We start from the raw sequence: 17,541 nt of genomic DNA on the forward strand, positions 1-17,541 counted from the left end.
AGGACACCCAACGGCTGCCGGCCGTCCCGGCGGGGGAGCCCGCGACAGGCCGGTTCGCCATCGTCGACCGTCCCGGGCGCGACGACCGCGACCCGGGCTCGCCGCGGCGCGCGCTCGACCCGGCGCCGGCGGACGCGGCCACCGGGAACGGCACGCTGCTGCCGATCCCCAGCGACATGGGCTCGGCGGCGGTGATCGTCGACGACGTGCACGTGGAGTACAAGGTGTACGCCAGCGGCAAGGCGCTCGACAAGGCCGGCCGCAAGCTGCTCACCCGCACCCGCGGGGTGCGCACCGTGCACGCGCTCAAGGGCGTCTCCTTCACCGCCGAGAAGGGGGAGTCGATCGGGATCATCGGCTCCAACGGCTCGGGCAAGTCGACCCTGATGCGCGCCATCACCGGCCTCACCCCGCCCAGCCGCGGCGCGATCTACGCCTCGGCCCGGCCCAACCTGCTCGGTGTCGGCGCCGCGCTGCTGCCCGACCTCTCCGGTGAGCGCAACATCGTGCTCGGCGGGCTCGCGCTCGGCTTCAGCAAGGAGGAGATCGCCGAGATGCGCGACGACATCGTCGCCTTCGCCGAGCTGGAGGACTTCATCGAGCTGCCGATGCGCACCTACTCCTCGGGCATGCAGCAGCGGCTGAAGTTCGCCATCGCCGCGGCCAAGCAGCACGAGATCCTCATCGTGGACGAGGCGCTGGCGGTCGGGGACAAGAAGTTCCGCGAGCGCAGCGAGAGCCGGATCCGCGAGATCCGTGAGCAGGCCGGCACGGTGTTCCTCGTTTCGCACTCGATGGGTTCGATCCGCGACACCTGCAACCGGGTGATCTGGCTGGAGAAGGGCGTCCTGCGCGAGGACGGCGACCCCGACGAGGTCATCAAGGCCTACGAGGGCTGGAAGAAGTAGCCCCGTCCGGCGCGCCGCGGTGCAGACTGACCCGCATGACCGCCGACGAGACCACCTACCAGCCGCCCGAGACCCCGCTCAGCCAGGAGTTGCGCCTGCCCGACGGCCCGGTCGACCTCGCCAGCCACGATCCCCGCGCCACGCCCGGCTACCCGGGCAAGGGCAAGAAGGACGCCGACGCGGTGCGGCTGGCGATCGAGCCGGAGCTGTCGGAGCTGCAGGAGCGGCTGTACGCCAGCGGCCGGTCGGGGGTGGAGGGGACGCCGTCGGTGCTGGTGGTGCTGCAGGGGATGGACACCTCCGGCAAGGGCGGGATCATCCGGCACGCGATCGGCATGGTCGACCCGCAGGGCGTGCAGCTCAAGGCGTTCAAGGCGCCGACCGAGGAGGAGCGCGCCCACCACTACCTGTGGCGGATCCGCACCGCGCTGCCGCAGCCCGGGATGATCGGCATCTTCGACCGCTCGCACTACGAGGACGTCCTGGTGCCGCGGGTGCGGGGCGAGCTGGACGAGGACGCGGTGGGCCGGCGGCTGGCCGAGATCGCGCAGTTCGAGCAGGAGCTGGTCGCCGGCGGCACCCGGCTGGTCAAGTGCTTCCTGCACATCTCGGCCGACAAGCAGCTGGAGCGGCTGATGGAGCGGCTGGACAACCCCGACAAGCACTGGAAGTACAACCCTGGCGACGTCGACTCCCGCCGCGACTGGCCGGCCTACCAGCGGGCCTACATCGAGGTGCTGGGCGCGACGTCGACCGCGACCGCGCCCTGGTACGTCATCCCGGCCGACCGGAAGTGGTACCGCAACTGGGCCGTCGCCCAGCTGCTGCTGGAGCAGCTGCGCGCCCTCGACCTGCAGTGGCCCCGCGCCGACTTCGACGTGGCCGTCGAGAAGAAGCGCCTCGCCGCCACCCGCGACGTCGCCGCGTCCTGAACGCCGCAGGCACCCAGCCTGCAGGGAACGCCCTGAGCCCGACGAAGGGCGAGCGAACCCGCCCCGCCGCTCAGGCGCCGACGACGCTGAGCCGCGGACGCTCCTCGGTCGCGGCGGCGGGACGGGTGTCCTCCTCGAAGGTCACCAGCTCCATCGCCGCCACCACGTAGCGGGCCAGGGCGAGGTCGAGCAGCTCGGGCTGGTCGCCGAAGGGCCGGCTGACCGCCCGGACGCCCAGCGCGCGGGCGGCCTCGGCCTGGGCCTGCCAGACGTCGTCACCCACCAGGTGCCAGGAGCCGACGGCGATGTGGCGACGTCCCTGGGCCCGCAGGTTGTTCACCGCGGCCACCAGCGCGCCGGCGCCCTCGGTGTCCTGGGCGACCACGCACGGCAGGCGGTGGTGCTGCGACCACTGCCGCGCCCGGCGGCCGAGGATGGCGGTGCTGCGGACCTCGTCGGTGCTCGAGGCGGCCAGCACCAGGCCGTCCAGCTCGGTGGCGTGCACGCGGCGCAGGGCCTCACGCAGCTGCCGGTCGACCAGGGTGAGCAGCTGCGCGCCCGGTCCGAGCGGCTCCGAGGCGGTCACGGCCAGCCCGGGGTGGGCGGCGCGGACCTTGGCCAGCAGCGCCTCCACGCGGTCGTCGACGCCGAAGGCCCGGCAGATGTCGAGGGGGACGAACACGATCTCCTGCACGCCGGCCCGCGCCAGCTGGCCCACGACCTGCGGACCGCTCGGCGGGCAGTGGTCGAGGAAGGCCACGTGCACGTCGAGCGCCGGGCGCATCGCCTTGATCCCCTTGCGCATGCAGTGGGTGACCTGGGCGACACCCGGGTCAGAGCTACCGCTGGCGAGCAGGACGAGGGCAGGGGCCGACATGACAGTCCTTCCTGGAACAGGGTCTTGCGTGCTGAGACAGCGCCGCTGCCGCACACTCTTGTGCTGGCGCTCCTGACTGGCAAATCCAAATCCCAACATGTGGGACGCCATATCAAGATGCGGACGAATCGGACACCTGTCGGTCTGGGGCGGCGCCATCGTGAAGTCCCGAGAGGTGCGGCCACACCTTGTCCACCGCCGCGTTGAGGGCCGCGCCGAGCAGCACGGCGATGGACACCAGGTACAGCCACAGAAGCACCGCGATGGGTGCCGCCAGCGGCCCGTAGACCGAGGCGGTGCCGGTGGTGCGGCCGAGGACGGCCCGGAGCAGCGCGCTGCCGCCCAGCCACAGCAGCACGGTCAGCCCGGCTCCGGGCAGGTCGCTGCGCCACCGGCTGCGGTGCGGCACCGCGAGGTGGAAGACGGTCGCGAGCATGCAGACCGAGAGCAGCAGCACCACCGGCCAGTAGAGCAGCCCGACCGCGCCGAGGGCGTCGGGTAGTGCGAGGTCGATCAGCGAGGGCCCGGCCAGGATCAGCGGCAGCACCACCACGCCGATCAGCAGGAACACGAGGTAGGCCAGCACCGACAGCAGCCGCGTGCGGACGATCCCGCGCTCGCCAGCCATCCCGTACATGATGGTGATGGTCTCGATGAAGACGTTGGTCGAGCGCGACCCGGCCCACAGCGCGAGCAGGAAGCCGACCGAGACGACGTCGGCGCGGCCGCTGGCCAGGACGTCGTCGAGGGTGGGTGCGATGACGGTGCTCACCGCGTCGCCCGTGAGCGCGGCCGAGGCCAGCCGGAGCAGGTCGGCGCGGAAGGTGCTGACGGCGTCCACCTCGAAGACGCCGGCCACGAAGCCGACCGCACCGGCCAGCCCGAACAGCATCGGCGGCAGCGACAGGATCGCGAAGAAGGCGGCTTCGGCGGCCAGCCCGGTGAGCCGGTGGGTGAAGGCGACGGCCAGCGTCTGCCAGACGACCCGGAGCGCTCCGGAGGCCTCGCCGACCCGCTGCACCAGCGACCGCACCAGCCGGGCCCGGGCACGGAGGCGCCCGAGCAGCGTGCGACGGCGCTGCCGCACGGGGTCGGGCACGGAGTGCGGCACGTCTGCAGCGTAGGGCCGTGCCCGCGCCGAGGCACGGTGCCGGGCCGGTCAGGGGCGGATCAGCACCTTGACCCGGGCCGGGTCGGCGCTGGCGGCCAGCTGGTAGGCCCGCGGCACCTCGTCCAGGCCGAGGACGTGGGTCACCACCGGGGCGAGCGTGTCGGCGTGGCGGCGGACGTGCTCGACGCCGGCGGCGAGGAAGCGGGTCCAGTGCTGGGTGGTGCCGGTGTGCAGCACGACGTTGCGTCGGAAGACGGTGCGCAGCGGGAAGGGGTAGTCGTCGGTGTCGGGGACGCCGAAGACGACGAGCCGGCCGTCCATCCCCACCAGGTGGCAGGCGTCGACGAAGGTCTGCGTCTGGTGCCCGACGGCCTCGAAGACGAGGTCGAAGCGGGCCCCGTCGGCGACCAGCACGTCGGAGGTCGTCCGCACCACCTCGGCCACGCCAAGCCGGGCAGGCAGGTCGCCGCGGTCCAGCGGGTCGACGCCGGTGACCCGGGCCCCCTGGCTGGCCAGCACCGAGGCGGCCAGCAGCCCGGTGCTGCCCAGTCCGATGACGCAGACGCTGCGGCCCTCGACCGGACCGACCCCGCGGAGCGCGCTGAACACGGTGCCGGTGGGCTGGGCCAGCACGGCCACCTCGTCGGGCAGCTCCTCGGGCAGCGGGACGGCGTGTGCGGCCGGCAGCACCTGGCGCTGCCGGAGCCCGTTGTGCGTGGTCGACATGGCGAGCACCCGGGTGCCGACCGGCAAGCGGTCCGAGCCGCTGGCCAGCACCCGTCCGACCAGCTCGTGGCACGGGAACGCGGCCGCCGGCAGGGTCTCCGGGACGTCGGCGGCACCGGTGTAGCGCGGGATGTCGGAGCCGCAGATCCCGGCCAGCAGCAGCTCGAGGAGCACCTGGTCGCGGCCCACCGCGGCGGGGTCGGGGTCGGGGACGCTCCCGCGCTCCATCGTCCTCGGGGCGGTCAGGTCCCAGCTCCAGCAGCGTTCCGGCATGCGGCCCACTGTGGCAGCCCCGGCGCATCGGCGCCCGGTGGGGTCACTTCAGCGGGTCGTGGCCCCAGTTCATCAGCGAGTACCGCCACCTGGTGTCGGTGACGTCGCCGTCGGGGCGCTGGGCCAGGTGGCGTTTGACGTAGCCGTTGACCTTGCGCATGTGCTCGTGGTCGTCCTCGGTCAGGTCGCCCTTCCTGGTGCGCAGCAGCTCCACGATCCGGCGGCCGCTGCGGTGCCCGGTCGACTCACCGCCCTCGGACTGGCCGACGCTCTTCGACTCCTCGGTCTCCAGCCACTCCTCGAGCTCCTTGGGCGTCATGTTGACCGCCTCGTCGAACTCGTCGCGCGTCTCCTTCTCCTCGTCATCGCTCATGGCCGACCTGTTCCCCCGATCGCCGCGGCCCACACCGGGACGTCCCCGCGGCTCCCACCGGCTGTCGGTGGGGTGGCCCATACTCGGGTCCGTGACCGAGGTGACCCCCCGCACCCGCCGCACGACCTGGCTCGACGTGCGCGCCTGGCTGGCCGGCAGCGTCCAGGAGCACAGCGTGCTCGTCTCCACCCTGACCATCGGTCTGGCCTGGGTGGGCTCGGTGATCGGTATCGCGGTCTCGGAGGAGGTCGGGCCCCGGCGGTGGCTGATCGCCGCCGTGGTGGTGCTGGGGCTGGGCGTCGCCGTGCTGGAGGTGCTCAACGCCTGGGCCAAGCGCCGGGCCGACGAGGCCCAGCGGGGAGCGGCGGCCCGGCTCGGGGTGGCGGTGAAGGACGCCCTGCGCCCGGTGGCCGAGCTGATGGCCCAGATGCCCGGGGCCGGCGCGGAGGACCGCGAGCGGCTGCTCTACCAGGTCTCCCAGCAGGCGGCCTCGGGGTTGTACCTGCTGTTCGAGGTGGACGGGGTGCGGTCGGTGGTCTACCGGCTCGACCCCTCCGGCGATGTGCTCACCCACCTGGCCTACCACGGCCGGGGTGAGACGCCGGGCTCGTTCGAGCGCCGCGACGACCCGCCGGATCCGGCCTTCGAGGCGCTGGTGCAGAACCGGACCCGGGTGGTGCACGACACCGGCGCCGAGCCGGGGGAGCGTGGCCGCGAACGCGGCTACCGGACCTACATCGCGGTGCCGGTCGTCACCGGGGCGACGCCCTACGGGATGCTCACGGTGGACGCGCCCGAGCCGTACTCCTTCACCGAGACCGACGTGGCGGTGGCAGAGTTCACCGCCGAGATGCTGGCGGTGGCCTTCGCCACCGCGGCGCAGCAGCCGTAGCTGTCGGAGGCCCCTGGCAGCATCGGCGTAGCATGGACGAGCAGCAGGAGGAGGTCCGATGTCCTTCACGGTGAAGAACCCCAAGGTGGTGGCTCCGCGGAGCCTGTCCGAGGCCGAGGTCCGGCGCATCCGCCGCGAGGCGCGGGAGCAGGTCCGCGCCGAGGAGCGCACCCTGATCCGGCGCCAGATGCAGGTCCGCCCGGCGTCCTGACGGCCTCAGTCCGCGTCGGGTTCCCAGCGCAGCAGGTCGCCGGGCTGGCAGCCCAGCACCTCGCACAGCGCGGCCAGGGTGGTGAAGCGGACGGCCTTGGCCCGTCCGTTCTTCAGCACCGCCAGGTTCGCCGGCGTGATGCCGACCCGCTCGGCCAGCTCGCCCACCGCCATCTTGCGCCGGGCCAGCATGACGTCGATGTCCACGACGATCGGCATCAGATCACCTCGTCCAGCTCCGAGCGCAGGTGCTCGGCCTCGGTCCGGGTGCTGACGGCCTGGGCGAGCAGCGCCCGCATCACCCACACCAGCATCGCCACCGCCGCCACCGAGGCGGCCAGCCCACCGATCACCAGCACGATCCCCGGCGCCACCTCGGTCGGGGCCAGCACCGCCCCGAGGGCGAGCAGCAGCCCCGCGGCGACCGCGAGGGCGACGATGATGACGTGCACGTAGCGGAACGCGGCGGAGGTGAACACCGTCCCGCGGCGCACCAGCGTCAGCAGCTGCCACACGCACACCACGACGACCTGGCCGCAGAGCACCCCGAGCACGAGGATCGTCACCACCGCCGTCCGCAGCCAGCCCGGCGCGCCCGCCTCGGCCATGTCCACCCCGAGCAGCGGGGCGAGCACCCCCTGCAGGTACAGCGACCCGCCCAGCAGCAGCACCGACAGCACCCGCAGCACCGCGATGGATCCCTTGCCCATGACCGTCCTCTCGATCGAATGTCGGCCGCAATCTATCGAAAAACAATAGGTACGGGCAAGAGGTGCTGGGGACGAGAGCCAGGAGGGAGACGACGAAGGGCCCCGACCGGCGTCTGCCGGGCGGGGCCCTTCGTGCTGGTGGGCGATACTGGGTTTGAACCAGTGACCTCTTCCGTGTCAGGGAAGCGCGCTACCGCTGCGCCAATCGCCCTCGTGTGGAGTCGTCCTCCGAGTGAGGTGGGTACGGGATTCGAACCCGTGTACACGGATTTGCAGTCCGTTGCCTCGCCTCTCGGCCAACCCACCGGAAAGTGGTAGACCTCCAGTGGAGACCACTCCGAGCGGACGACGGGATTCGAACCCGCGACCCTCACCTTGGCAAGGTGATGCTCTACCAGCTGAGCCACGTCCGCATGCTCCCCGCTCTGGCCCGTCCTACCGGCCTCGTCGAGGTGCGGGTAGAACCATACCGACATCGCTGGTGTTTGCCAAAACGTCACCGGAGGCGCGGCATGATGGCCGTCATGACCGTCCCCGCCGAGCCCGACCAGACCCTCCCCGACACCAGCCCAGCACCCCGTCGGGTCTGGGTGGACGACCGGCTGCTCGAGGCAGACGAGGCCAGCGTCTCGGCGGTCGACCACGGCCTGGTCGTCGGCGACGGGGTCTTCGAGTCGCTCAAGGTGACCCCGGCCGGGGCGTTCGCGCTCGGCCGGCACCTGGCCCGGATGACCCGCTCGGCCGAGGGGCTCGGTCTGCCCGCCCCGGATCACGACCGGGTCCGCGAGGCGACCGACGCGGTGCTGGCCGACCGGCCCTACGAGCTGGGGCTGCTGCGGATCACCTGGACCGGGGGAGCGGGGCCGCTCGGTTCCCAGCGCGCCTACGGTCCGCCCACCCTGGTGCTGGCCGACACCCCGGTCGAGCCCGCACCGGCCTCGACCGCGGTCGTCACCGTGCCGTGGACACGCAACGAGCACGGGGCGATGACCGGGGTGAAGACCACCAGCTACGCCGAGAACGTCCGGGCGCTGCGGCACGCCTACGACCGCGACGCCACCGAGGGCCTGTTCCTCAACACCGCCGGGCACGTCTGCGAGGGCACCGGCTCCAACCTCTTCTGCGTGCTCGACGGCGAGGTGGTGACCAGCCCGCTGGCGTCGGGCGCGCTGGCCGGGATCACCCGTGAGCTGCTGCTGGAGTGGGCCGACGTCACCGAGCGCGACCTCACCCTGGCCGAGGCCCAGCGTGCCGACGAGGTCTTCCTCACCTCCTCGCTGCGCGACGTGCAGGGCGTGCACCGCTGGGACGGGGTGACCTTCGACGCCCCGGGCCCGGTGACGCGGCGTCTGCAGCAGCTCTTCGCCGAGCGCTCGGCAGCCGATCCGGACCCGCGCTGAGCGGGCCCCGACGCCGATTGGCGTCGGCCCGAGAGCTCATGTACCTTTGGGCGTCGCAAGGGCGATTGGCGCAGTGGTAGCGCGCTTCGTTCACACCGAAGAGGTCACTGGTTCGAACCCAGTATCGCCCACCAGCACCAGCTGCGGCCCGACCGGGCACCACCCGGTCGGGCCGTTGTCGTGTACCCGACGGTGGGAGGCAGGCAGATGCGCGTCGTGCAGGTCGGTCTGGGCGGTTTCGGCCGCAACTGGGCCCGGGAGGTCGTCCCGAGGGTGCCCGAGGTGGAGGTGGTCGCGACCGCCGACGTCTTCGAGGGGTCCCGCGCCGCCGCACTGGCCGAGGGGCTGACCACCGAGGACCGCTGCTTCGCCACGACCGAGGAGGCCCTGGCGGCCACCCGTCCCGATGCGGTGCTGGTGACGGCCAGCCTGGTCGGCCACGTCCCCGCCGCCCGGGCCGCCCTGGAGGCCGGCTGCCACGTGCTGGTGGAGAAGCCGTTCGCGCCGAGCGTCGCCGAGGCCGAGGGGCTGGTGGCCCTGGCCGAGCGGCAGGGACGGGTGCTGGCGGTCAGCCAGAACTACCGCTTCTTCCCGGCGCCGCAGACGGTGCGCGAGATCGTCGCCGACGGGCGCTACGGCCCGCTGCACGGCATCGCCATCGACTTCCGCCAGTTCTCCGGCGCAGACGGGGTGGCCACGCCGCACCACGCCCTGGACGAACCGCTGCTGGTGGACATGTCGATCCACCACCTCGACCTGCTGCGGTCGGTGCTCGGCCGCGACATCACCGCCATCAGCTGCCGCACCTGGGACCCGGGGTGGTCGATGTTCTCCGGTCCCTCGGAGGGGGTGGCGCTGATCGAGAGCGGCGACCTGGTCACCAGCTACCGCGGCAGCTGGGTGAGCAGCGGCGAGCGGACCACCTGGGCGGGGGAGTGGCGGATGGACTTCGCCCAGGCCGAGGTGTGGTGGACCAGCCGCGGCGACGGGCCCGAGGGCTGGCGCAGCGACGAGGTCCGGGTCCGCCGGCTGGGCGAGGTGGAGACGCTCACCCTCCCGCGGGTGGAGCGGACCGACCGCACCGGCTCGCTCACCGAGTTCGCCACCGCCATCGCCGAGGGTCGGCAGCCCCACATCTCCGGCCGGGACAACCTCGGCACCCTCGCTGCCACCTACGCCGCCGTCGAGGCCGCCCGCACCGGGGAGACGGTCCGGGTCGCCGCCCGTTCCTGAGCCGACCCGGTCGGACGGTCACTGCCGTCTGCCGCTGCCCTCCCGGGCGGCTCAGCGCGTCGCGTCGCGGACGTCCTTCCCCTCCTCGGCGAAGGCCTTGAAGTCCTCCATGTGCTGCTGGGACTGCCGGTGGAAGGCCCGGCGCATCAGACCGCCCGTCAGTCGCATCAGCGGGTTGTCGAAGCGGTACTCGCTCTCGCTCTCCCACAGCGTGGCCCCGCGACCGGTCTCGGTCAGCCGGTCGCGCGCGGCGTTCCACATCCCGCCGCCGACGATCTCGCGCTCGAAGTGCACGACGGCGCCGGAGGGGATGTCGTGCAGGTCGGCCGGCTCGCGGCGGGTGACGGTCTCGGTCGCCTCCATCGTCTGCTTCCCCGACCGCAGCACGACCCGCGACCGGGTGCCGACCGCGCCGTGCGCCCCGTCCAGCGGCTCGTGCACCACCAGGCCCCTCAGCCAGCTGGGCAGGTGGGCCGGGTCGGACAGCAGCTGCACCACCCGCTCCCGTGGCAGGGCGATCTCGATCGTGTTGGTGTACTTCACGGCACGCCTTCCTCCGGTGCGGTCCGGATCACTGCCGGTCGGGCACGTAGAAGCGGGTGGTCGCCTCGACGGCGGCGGCGACCTGCTCCGGCTCGCCACCGGCGGCCAGGTGCGCCTCGCCCCAGGCCGCCGCGCTGCGCCGGGCGAACTCCCGTCCCTCGGGCGACGTCTCGAACTCCTCGTGGTCGACGACGTCGCCGCCGGCCAGGAGCCGGGCGAGGCCGAGCAGGGCCAGGTCCCAGCCGACGCCGCCGGCACCGGGCCCGTAGGTCGGGAAGGACGGGTCGGCGAGGACCGCGGCGTGCACCAGCTCGAGCTCGGTGCCGCCGTCCGGACCCGGAGCCAGGCGCACCTCCACCTCGCTCGTGCCGGGCCAGGCGTCGGCCTCGGGGCCGTAGAGCCAGGACACCTTGAGCAGCTGGGGCGGCTCGCACCGGAGGATCTCGCCGTGCTCACCGCCGTCCAGCTCGTAGCTCCCGCCGGGCCGCAGGTCGCCGGTGACGGGCTTGAGCCAGCGACGCAGCCGCTCGGGGTCGGTGACGGCGTCCCAGACGTCGTCGACCGGTGACCCGTAGTGGCGCCGCAGCTCGACGGTGTAGGCCTCGCCGGCGGGCACGTCGCCCCGGCCCATGGTCCGGCGCGCAGCCGTCAGCTCGTCCAGCACGTCCCTCATGTCAGTTCCCTTCTCTGGTCGGTTCTCTGGTCGGTCGGTTCGGCCCGGGCCCCGGCCGGTCAGGGGCCGACGGTGTCCGGGCGGCACGTCTGCCCCGGGCCAGCTCGGTCTCCAGGGCGTCGAGGTGGTGGTCCCAGAACCGGCGGAACCGGTCCAGCCACGCGTCGACCTCGCCCAGCGGCGCCGGCTCGACGGCGTAGATCCGGCGTGCGCCGTCCGCCTTCACCGACGCGAACCCGCTGTCCCGCAGCACCCGCAGGTGCTGCGAGACGGCCGGCTGGGAGATCCCGAACTCGGCCCGGATCACGTCGGTGATCGCGCCGGAGGTCTGCTCGCCCTCGGCGAGCAGCTCCAGGATCCGCCGGCGTCGGGGATCGCCGAGGACGTCGAACGCGTGCACGAGGACGACAGTACCGGTCACAACTTATATAAGTCGAGAGCGGTGTCCGGGTGGGCTGTCGGACGGCTGTGGTTGGCTGCGTCCGTGCCTACCCAGCGGGACGGCCAGCCCGTCCGGATCGTCCCCGACGCCGAACGCCGGGCGCGGCTCGCCCGCCGCCACGGTGTCGACCCCGCCGCCCGGCTTCCCGACCCGGTCGCGGCGACCGAGGCGATGACGGTGCTGCACGCCACCGAGCCGGCCACCGTCCACCTCTCGGTGCACGCGCGGGTGCACGACGTCACCGTCGACGAGATCGAGCACGCGCTGTACACCGAGCGCAGCCTGGTCAAGCAGCTGGCGATGCGACGGACTCTGTTCGTCTTCCCCCGCGGCCTGCTGCCCGCCGCCTGGGGGAGCGCGAGCGCCCGGGTCGCCGTCCAGCACCGCTCCCGGCTGGTCAAGGACGTCGAGCAGGGCGGGATCGCCACCGACGGCGCCGCCTGGCTGGCCGTCGCCGAGCAGGCCGTCCTCGACCGGCTGGCCGACGGGTCGGCCCACGGGGCGAAGGAGCTGCGCGAGGCCCTGCCCGAGCTGGCCGGGCGGATCGGCGGGCGGACCGACAAGAAGTACGACATCTCGATCGCCATCGCCCCGCGGGTGCTCACCCAGCTCGCGGTCGAGGGACGGATCGTCCGCGGCGTCAACGGCGGGCACTGGCGCACCTCCCGCCCGCGGTGGACGTCCATGGCCTCCTGGCTGGGTGAGGTGCCGCAGCCGTGGCCGGCGGCCGAGGGCTACCGCGAGCTGGTCCGGCGCTGGCTGCGCACCTTCGGGCCCGGCACCGAGGCCGACCTGGTGTGGTGGCTGGGCAGCACCAAGGCCGTGGTCCGCACCGCACTGGCCGAGGTCGGTGCGGTGAGCGTGGCGCTCGAGGACGGGCGCCCCGCCTTCCTGCTCCCCGACGACCTCGACCCGGTCGGCCCGGTCGGGCCGTGGGCCGCGCTGCTGCCCGTCCTCGACCCCACGGTGATGGGCTGGAAGGAGCGCGCCTGGTACCTCGGCGACCACGGCCCGGCCCTGTTCGACACCAACGGCAACGCCGGCACCACCGCCTGGTGGGACGGCCGGGTCGTCGGCTGCTGGGTGCAGGACGAGGACGGCACGGTCCGGGTGGTCGCCCTGGAGCCACTGCCGGCCGAGGCCATCGCCGCCCTGCAGGCGGAGGCCGACCGGCTGACCACCTGGCTGGCCGGCGTGCGCGTCCTCACCGTCTACCCCTCACCGGCGATGGTCGCCGCGCGCTGAGCGGCCACGCCGACCTCGGGACGGCGACCCGCGGGCCCGGTCCGGCGATATCGGCTCGGGCGGTCGCGCCGGGTGCGGCAAGATGGTCGCTGCCTCCCGGCAGCCGCCAGGAGCTCACCCAACGGAAGGTCGAAGCAGTGTCTGGACGTCTCATCCTGGTCCGCGACGGAGAGCGCAGCGAGCAGGAGCTGGGGACGACCACCACCGGGCTCGACCTCTTCGGCGACGACCGCACCGTGGTCGCGATGCGCGTCGGCGGTCGGACCGTCGACCTGGCCACCGAGCTCACCGACGGCGACGAGGTGGAGCCGGTGCTCGTCAGCTCTGACGAGGGGTTGTCGATCCTGCGCCACTCCGCGGCCCACGTCACCGCCCAGGCCGTCCAGGCGCTGTTCGCCGAGGCCCGCCTGGGCATCGGCCCGCCGATCACCGACGGCTACTACTACGACATCGACATCCCCACCCCCTTCACCCCCGACGACCTGCAGGCGATCGGCAAGGAGATGACGCGCATCGTCAAGGAGCGCCAGCGCTTCGTCCGCCGCGAGGTCAGCGACGCCGAGGCCGCCGAGGAGCTGGCCGGCGAGCCGCACAAGCTCGAGCTCATCCAGCTCAAGGGCAGCGCCAGCGACGACGACGGCTCCAGCGTCGAGGTCGGCGCCGGGGGGCTGACGATCTACGACAACGTCCGCCGCGACGGCAGCGTCGCCTGGAAGGACCTGTGCCGCGGCCCGCACGTGCCGCACACCGGCTACCTCGGCAACGGCTGGGCCGTCACCCGCAGCTCGGCCGCCTACTGGCGCGGCGACCAGGCCAACGCGCAGCTGCAGCGGGTCTACGGCACCGCGTGGCCGTCCAAGGAGGAGCTGAAGGCCTACCAGACCCGGCTGGAGGAGGCCGCCAAGCGCGACCACCGCAAGCTCGGTCGCGACCTCGACCTGTTCTCCTTCCCCGACGAGATCGGCTCCGGCCTGGCGGTCTTCCACCCCAAGGGCGGCATCCTGCGCCGGGAGATGGAGGACTACTCCCGGCGCCGGCACGCCGAGGCCGGCTACGAGTTCGTCAACACCCCCCACGTCACCAAGGGCGAGCTGTTCGAGATCTCGGGCCACCTCGGCTTCTACGCCGACGGGATGTTCCCCCCGATGCACCTCGACGAGGAGCGCCACCCCGACGGCAGCATCCGGCGGCAGGGCCAGGACTACTACCTCAAGCCGATGAACTGCCCGATGCACTGCCTGATCTTCCGCTCCCGCGGCCGCTCCTACCGCGAGCTGCCGCTGCGGATGTTCGAGTTCGGCAGCGTCTACCGCTACGAGATGTCCGGCGTGGTGCACGGGCTCACCCGGGTGCGCGGGATGACCCAGGACGACGCCCACATCTACTGCACCGAGGAGCAGATGCAGGACGAGCTCATCTCGCTGCTGCAGTTCGTGCTCAACCTGCTGGCCGACTACGGCCTGGAGGACTTCTACCTCGAGCTGTCCACCCGCGACCCGGAGAAGTCGATCGGCACCGACGAGGAGTGGGAGCGAGCCACCCAGACACTGCGCAACGCCGCCGAGGCGTCCGGGCTGGAGCTGGTGCTCGACCCGGGCGGTGCGGCGTTCTACGCGCCGAAGATCAGCGTCCAGGCCCGGGACGCGATCGGGCGCAGCTGGCAGCTCTCCACGATCCAGGTCGACCTGATGCTGCCCGAGCGGTTCGGGCTGGAGGTGACCGGCTCCGACGGCACCCGGCAGCGTCCGGTGATGATCCACCGCGCCCTGTTCGGCTCGATCGAGCGCTTCCTCGGGGTGCTGGTCGAGCACTACGCCGGCGCCTTCCCGCCGTGGCTGGCTCCGGTCCAGGTGGTCGGCATCCCGGTCGCCGCCGAGTTCGACGGCTACCTCGGTGAGATCGCCGAGCAGCTGCGCGCGCAGGGGATCCGGGTCGAGGTCGACACCTCCGACGACCGCTTCCCCAAGAAGATCCGCAACGCGCAGAAGGAGAAGGTGCCCTACATGCTCATCGCCGGCGGCGACGACCGTGACGCGGGTGCGGTCTCCTTCCGCTACCGCGACGGCACCCAGAAGAACCAGGTGCCGGTCGCCGATGCGGTGGCCGAGATCGTCGACGCCGTCGCCCGCCGGGTCCAGGTCTGAGCCCAGGCGGGGCTGGGGCGTGAGGACCGGGGCCGTGCGCGGGCTGCCGCTGCTGGTGGCGCTGGTCTGCCTGCTGGCCGGGTGCGGGCTCAGCATCCCGTCCGACCCGGACTCCTCGCTGGAGCGGATCCGCAGCACCGGTGAGCTGCGGGTGGGGGTCTCCCCGCACCCGCCGTTCACCGACTTCCCCGACGGCCTGGACGCCCCGCCCACCGGCACCGAGGTCGACCTCGTCACCGGCTTCGCCGAGCAGCAGGGCGCCCGGCCGGTGTGGACCCCGGGCGGGGAGGAGCACCTGGTCGAGCTGATGAAGAGCCAGCAGCTCGACATCATCATCGGCGGCCTCACCTCCCAGACGCCGTACTCCACCGACGTCGGCGTCACCCGCTCCTACCTCACCCAGGACGAGCCCACCTCCGACGGCGGCACCCGCAGCCGCTCCTACGTGATGGCGGTGACGATGGGGGAGAACGCCCTGCTCACCGAGCTCGAGCGCTACCTGGACCGGGTGCAGCCGTGAGCCGGCACGACCTCGGCCACCCGGCCCTGCCCGAGGAGCGCCGTCACGACGTGCGCCGGGCCGTCCGGCTGGAGGTGGTCAGCCTCGGCTACCTGCTCACCTGCGTCGCGGTCGTCGCCGCCACCATGGGCAACTCCCAGGCGATGAAGGCCGCCTGGATCGAGGACCTGCTGTCGCTGATCCCGCCGACCGCCTTCCTCATCGCCGTCCGGGTCGCCCGCAAGCCGCCCGATCCTGAGCACCCCTACGGCCACCACCGCTCGGTCGCCACCGGGCACCTGGTGGCCGCGGTCGCGCTGCTCACCATGGGGCTGTACCTGCTCTACGACAACGTCACGAAGCTGGTCACCGCCGAGCACCCCTCGATCGGCACCGTCCAGCTGTTCGGCCTCACCTTCTGGCAGGGGTGGCTGATGGTGGCCGCGATGGTCTACACCGGTGTCGGCCCCGTCATCCTCGGCCGGCTCAAGCTGCCGCTGGCCGAGCGGCTGCACGACAAGGTGCTGCACGCCGACGCCGACATGAACAAGGCCGACTGGATGACCGCCGGCGGTGCGGTCCTCGGCGTCCTCGGCATCGGGCTCGGGCTGTGGTGGGCCGACGCGGTGGCCGCCCTGGCCATCTCGGTCAGCGTGCTGCGCGACGGCTGGCGCAACGTCCGCCACGCCGTCGACGCGCTGGTCGACGCCCGCGCGCACACCGTCGACGACACCGAACCGCACCCGCTCAACGAGGCGGCCCGGCAGCGGCTGTCCGAGCTGGACTGGGTCCGCGAGGTCGGCATCCGGGTGCGCGACCAGGGCCACGTCTTCCATCTCGAGGGGTTCGTGGTGCCGCACCAGGGGCAGGTCACCGTGGCCCAGCTGGAAGGTGCGGCGCACCTGCTGGAGGAGCTGGACTGGAAGGTCCACGACGTGGTGGTCACCGTGGTCAGCGAGCTGCCCGAGGGCAAGGTCTTCGTCACCCGGGGCGACGACCGCTCCTGAGCCGGCGACCGGGCGTGGCCGCCGAGGATGCCGACTCCAGTCCGCGTGTCGGTCGGGGCGGCGCGGCGCGTCTAGGATCGGTCGACATGAGCGAGACCGGTGCCGACGACCGCGCCGTCGGGGTGCCGGACGCCTTCCAGCGGCTGTGGACCCCGCACCGGATGGTCTACATCGGCGGGGAGAACAAGCCCGCCGACGACTCCGCCGAGCAGTGCCCCTTCTGCCTGGGCGGGGAGTCCGACGACGAGGCCGCCCTGGTGGTGCACCGCGGCGAGCACGCCTTCGTGGTGCTCAACCTCTACCCGTACTCCCCGGGGCACCTGCTGGTCTGCCCGTACCGCCACGTCTCGGACTGGACCGAGGTGACCGACGCCGAGCGCGACGAGACCAGCCGGCTCACGCAGACCGCGATGCGCACCGTGCGCCGGGTCAGCGCCCCGCACGGGTTCAACCTCGGCATGAACCAGGGCGCGGTGGCCGGGGCCGGGATCGCGGCGCACCTGCACGCCCACGTGGTGCCGCGCTGGGCCGGCGACGCCAACTTCCTGCCTGTGGTCGGGCGCACCAAGGCGGTCCCGCAGCTGCTGGGCGACACCTGGCGGCTCCTCCGCTCGGCCTGGGGCGACATCGACCCGCGCCCCGGTCGGGGCGACGACCCGAGCCCCGACGCCACCTGATGCTGCAGCACCTCCGCTCGGGCTGGGCGGCGGCGATGCGCCCGCCGGCGTCCCTGCTGCTGCGTCTGGGCGTGCACCCCGACCTCGTCACCTGGACCGGCACCGCCCTCACCGTGGCGGTGGCCTGGACGTTCCTGCCGCTGGGCTGGCTCTGGCAGGGAGCGCTGCTGCTGGCGCTGCTGGTGCTGTCGGACGGCGTGGACGGCCAGATGGCGCGGATGTCGGGACGCTCCACCGCCTGGGGCGCCTTCCTCGACTCGACCCTGGACCGGATCGCCGACGGGGCCCTGCTCGGCGCCGTCGCGCTGGTGCTGGCGCTGCGCTCCTCGCCCGGCTGGGCCGCGCTGGCGATCTGGGCGCTGGTGGCCGCCCAGGTGACCTCCTACATCGCCGCCCGCGCGCCGTCGGTCGGGCTCACCACCTCCGCCGGGCTCGCCTCGCGCGCCGAACGGCTGGTGCTGCTGCTGGCCGCCCTGCTGCTCGACGGCCTCGGGGTGCCCGGCGCGCTGCCGGTCGGGGTGGCCCTGCTGGCGGTGCTGGGCACCATCACCGTCGGCCAGCGGCTGCACGCGGTCCAGCGCTCGGTCGCCGCGGCGGGCACCGGGACCGGACCGGGGGACGGCACCGGTGGCTGAGCTGCGCGACGCCGTCAACCGGGCCCTGCTG

At 73.0% G+C, this 17,541-nt stretch carries 21 protein-coding genes and 4 tRNA genes; 13 read left to right on the forward strand and 12 right to left on the reverse strand.

The window, feature by feature from the left end:
- On the forward strand, positions 1 to 908 hold a 908-nt coding region (locus DVA66_RS05835; protein ID WP_332872857.1), incomplete at its 5' end, for an ABC transporter ATP-binding protein.
- 35 nt (positions 909 to 943) lie between these two features.
- Entirely contained in the window at positions 944 to 1,840 is an 897-nt protein-coding gene (locus DVA66_RS05840) for a PPK2 family polyphosphate kinase (RefSeq protein ID WP_114559219.1), read from the forward strand.
- A 70-nt stretch (positions 1,841 to 1,910) separates the two neighbouring features.
- Here the strand turns inward: DVA66_RS05840 and DVA66_RS05845 are convergent, their stop codons facing one another.
- The 4 genes from DVA66_RS05845 to DVA66_RS05860 form a co-directional block, all read right to left on the reverse strand.
- The gene (locus DVA66_RS05845) at positions 1,911 to 2,717 is read right to left on the reverse strand and encodes a sirohydrochlorin chelatase (protein ID WP_198671525.1); all 807 of its coding nucleotides are present in this window, start codon (positions 2,715 to 2,717) and stop codon (positions 1,911 to 1,913) included.
- A 112-nt stretch (positions 2,718 to 2,829) separates the two neighbouring features.
- The gene (locus DVA66_RS05850; RefSeq protein ID WP_114559221.1) at positions 2,830 to 3,828 is read right to left on the reverse strand and encodes a YihY/virulence factor BrkB family protein; all 999 of its coding nucleotides are present in this window, start codon (positions 3,826 to 3,828) and stop codon (positions 2,830 to 2,832) included.
- 48 nt (positions 3,829 to 3,876) lie between these two features.
- Positions 3,877 to 4,827: a zinc-dependent alcohol dehydrogenase gene (locus DVA66_RS05855; RefSeq protein ID WP_114559222.1), complete on the reverse strand. Its 951-nt coding sequence runs from the start codon at positions 4,825 to 4,827 to the stop codon at positions 3,877 to 3,879.
- 43 nt (positions 4,828 to 4,870) lie between these two features.
- On the reverse strand, positions 4,871 to 5,200 hold the full coding sequence (locus tag DVA66_RS05860) for a DUF3140 domain-containing protein (protein ID WP_114559223.1): 330 nt from the start codon (positions 5,198 to 5,200) through the stop codon (positions 4,871 to 4,873).
- A gap of 91 nt (positions 5,201 to 5,291) precedes the next feature.
- Here DVA66_RS05860 and DVA66_RS05865 point away from each other — a divergent pair, with 91 nt between their 5' ends.
- A complete protein-coding gene (locus tag DVA66_RS05865) occupies positions 5,292 to 6,092 on the forward strand; it encodes a GAF domain-containing protein (protein WP_114559224.1) in 801 nt (266 codons plus the stop codon).
- 58 nt (positions 6,093 to 6,150) lie between these two features.
- Positions 6,151 to 6,303, forward strand: coding sequence for a hypothetical protein (locus DVA66_RS20815; protein ID WP_157973856.1), 153 nt, complete (start codon positions 6,151 to 6,153; stop codon positions 6,301 to 6,303).
- Between the two features lie 5 nt (positions 6,304 to 6,308).
- Here the strand turns inward: DVA66_RS20815 and DVA66_RS05870 are convergent, their stop codons facing one another.
- From DVA66_RS05870 to DVA66_RS05890, 5 genes are all read right to left on the reverse strand, one after another.
- Positions 6,309 to 6,521 carry a helix-turn-helix domain-containing protein gene (locus DVA66_RS05870; protein ID WP_114559225.1) on the reverse strand — a complete coding sequence of 71 codons (213 nt, stop codon included), beginning with the start codon at positions 6,519 to 6,521 and terminating at the stop codon, positions 6,309 to 6,311.
- Positions 6,521 to 7,012, reverse strand: a complete 492-nt coding sequence (locus DVA66_RS05875; RefSeq protein ID WP_114559226.1) for a DUF2975 domain-containing protein — start codon at positions 7,010 to 7,012, stop codon at positions 6,521 to 6,523. Before DVA66_RS05875 ends, DVA66_RS05870 begins: the two co-directional genes overlap by 1 nt.
- A 136-nt stretch (positions 7,013 to 7,148) precedes the next feature.
- Positions 7,149 to 7,223, reverse strand: a tRNA-Val gene (locus tag DVA66_RS05880).
- 24 nt (positions 7,224 to 7,247) lie between these two features.
- A tRNA-Cys gene (locus DVA66_RS05885) sits at positions 7,248 to 7,318 on the reverse strand.
- Positions 7,319 to 7,352: 34 nt separating this feature from the next.
- Positions 7,353 to 7,425 (reverse strand) — tRNA-Gly (locus tag DVA66_RS05890).
- Positions 7,426 to 7,536: 111 nt separating this feature from the next.
- On the opposite strand from DVA66_RS05890, the gene DVA66_RS05895 reads away from it, so the two are divergent.
- The 3 genes from DVA66_RS05895 (at position 7,537) to DVA66_RS05905 (ending at position 9,645) form a co-directional block, all read left to right on the forward strand.
- Entirely contained in the window at positions 7,537 to 8,412 is an 876-nt protein-coding gene (locus DVA66_RS05895; protein WP_157973857.1) for an aminotransferase class IV, read from the forward strand.
- Between the two features lie 59 nt (positions 8,413 to 8,471).
- A tRNA-Val gene (locus DVA66_RS05900) sits at positions 8,472 to 8,546 on the forward strand.
- Between the two features lie 73 nt (positions 8,547 to 8,619).
- A complete protein-coding gene (locus DVA66_RS05905) occupies positions 8,620 to 9,645 on the forward strand; it encodes a Gfo/Idh/MocA family protein (RefSeq protein WP_114559228.1) in 1,026 nt (341 codons plus the stop codon).
- A 51-nt stretch (positions 9,646 to 9,696) separates the two neighbouring features.
- On the opposite strand, the gene DVA66_RS05910 is transcribed toward DVA66_RS05905, so the two are convergent.
- From DVA66_RS05910 to DVA66_RS05920, 3 genes are read right to left on the reverse strand one after another with little or no spacing between them, the layout of a single operon-like run.
- Complete coding sequence (locus tag DVA66_RS05910) at positions 9,697 to 10,188, reverse strand: SRPBCC family protein (protein WP_114559229.1); 492 nt, start codon at positions 10,186 to 10,188, stop codon at positions 9,697 to 9,699.
- Positions 10,189 to 10,216: 28 nt separating this feature from the next.
- Complete coding sequence (locus DVA66_RS05915; RefSeq protein WP_198671526.1) at positions 10,217 to 10,861, reverse strand: SRPBCC domain-containing protein; 645 nt, start codon at positions 10,859 to 10,861, stop codon at positions 10,217 to 10,219.
- Between the two features lies 1 nt (position 10,862).
- Entirely contained in the window at positions 10,863 to 11,261 is a 399-nt protein-coding gene (locus tag DVA66_RS05920) for an ArsR/SmtB family transcription factor (RefSeq protein ID WP_114559230.1), read from the reverse strand.
- Between the two features lie 84 nt (positions 11,262 to 11,345).
- Between DVA66_RS05920 and DVA66_RS05925 the strand changes: the two genes are divergently transcribed.
- The 6 genes from DVA66_RS05925 to pgsA all read left to right on the forward strand — a co-directional run bounded on the left by DVA66_RS05925 (position 11,346) and on the right by pgsA (position 17,510).
- Entirely contained in the window at positions 11,346 to 12,548 is a 1,203-nt protein-coding gene (locus DVA66_RS05925; RefSeq protein WP_114559231.1) for a winged helix DNA-binding domain-containing protein, read from the forward strand.
- 137 nt (positions 12,549 to 12,685) lie between these two features.
- A complete protein-coding gene (gene thrS / locus DVA66_RS05930) occupies positions 12,686 to 14,692 on the forward strand; it encodes a threonine--tRNA ligase (protein WP_114559232.1) in 2,007 nt (668 codons plus the stop codon).
- Positions 14,693 to 14,711: 19 nt separating this feature from the next.
- Positions 14,712 to 15,212: a transporter substrate-binding domain-containing protein gene (locus tag DVA66_RS05935; RefSeq protein WP_114559233.1), complete on the forward strand. Its 501-nt coding sequence runs from the start codon at positions 14,712 to 14,714 to the stop codon at positions 15,210 to 15,212.
- Positions 15,209 to 16,198: a cation diffusion facilitator family transporter gene (locus DVA66_RS05940; RefSeq protein ID WP_114559234.1), complete on the forward strand. Its 990-nt coding sequence runs from the start codon at positions 15,209 to 15,211 to the stop codon at positions 16,196 to 16,198. Before DVA66_RS05935 ends, DVA66_RS05940 begins: the two co-directional genes overlap by 4 nt.
- A gap of 86 nt (positions 16,199 to 16,284) precedes the next feature.
- Positions 16,285 to 16,875: an HIT family protein gene (locus DVA66_RS05945; protein ID WP_114559235.1), complete on the forward strand. Its 591-nt coding sequence runs from the start codon at positions 16,285 to 16,287 to the stop codon at positions 16,873 to 16,875.
- A complete protein-coding gene (gene pgsA, locus DVA66_RS05950) occupies positions 16,875 to 17,510 on the forward strand; it encodes a phosphatidylinositol phosphate synthase (RefSeq protein WP_114559236.1) in 636 nt (211 codons plus the stop codon). The genes DVA66_RS05945 and pgsA overlap by 1 nt, the downstream gene beginning before the upstream one ends.
- The last annotated feature ends 31 nt before the right edge of the window (positions 17,511 to 17,541 follow it).

Source organism: Desertihabitans aurantiacus, from assembly GCF_003344635.1.
Lineage (GTDB): Bacteria > Actinomycetota > Actinomycetes > Propionibacteriales > Propionibacteriaceae > Desertihabitans > Desertihabitans aurantiacus.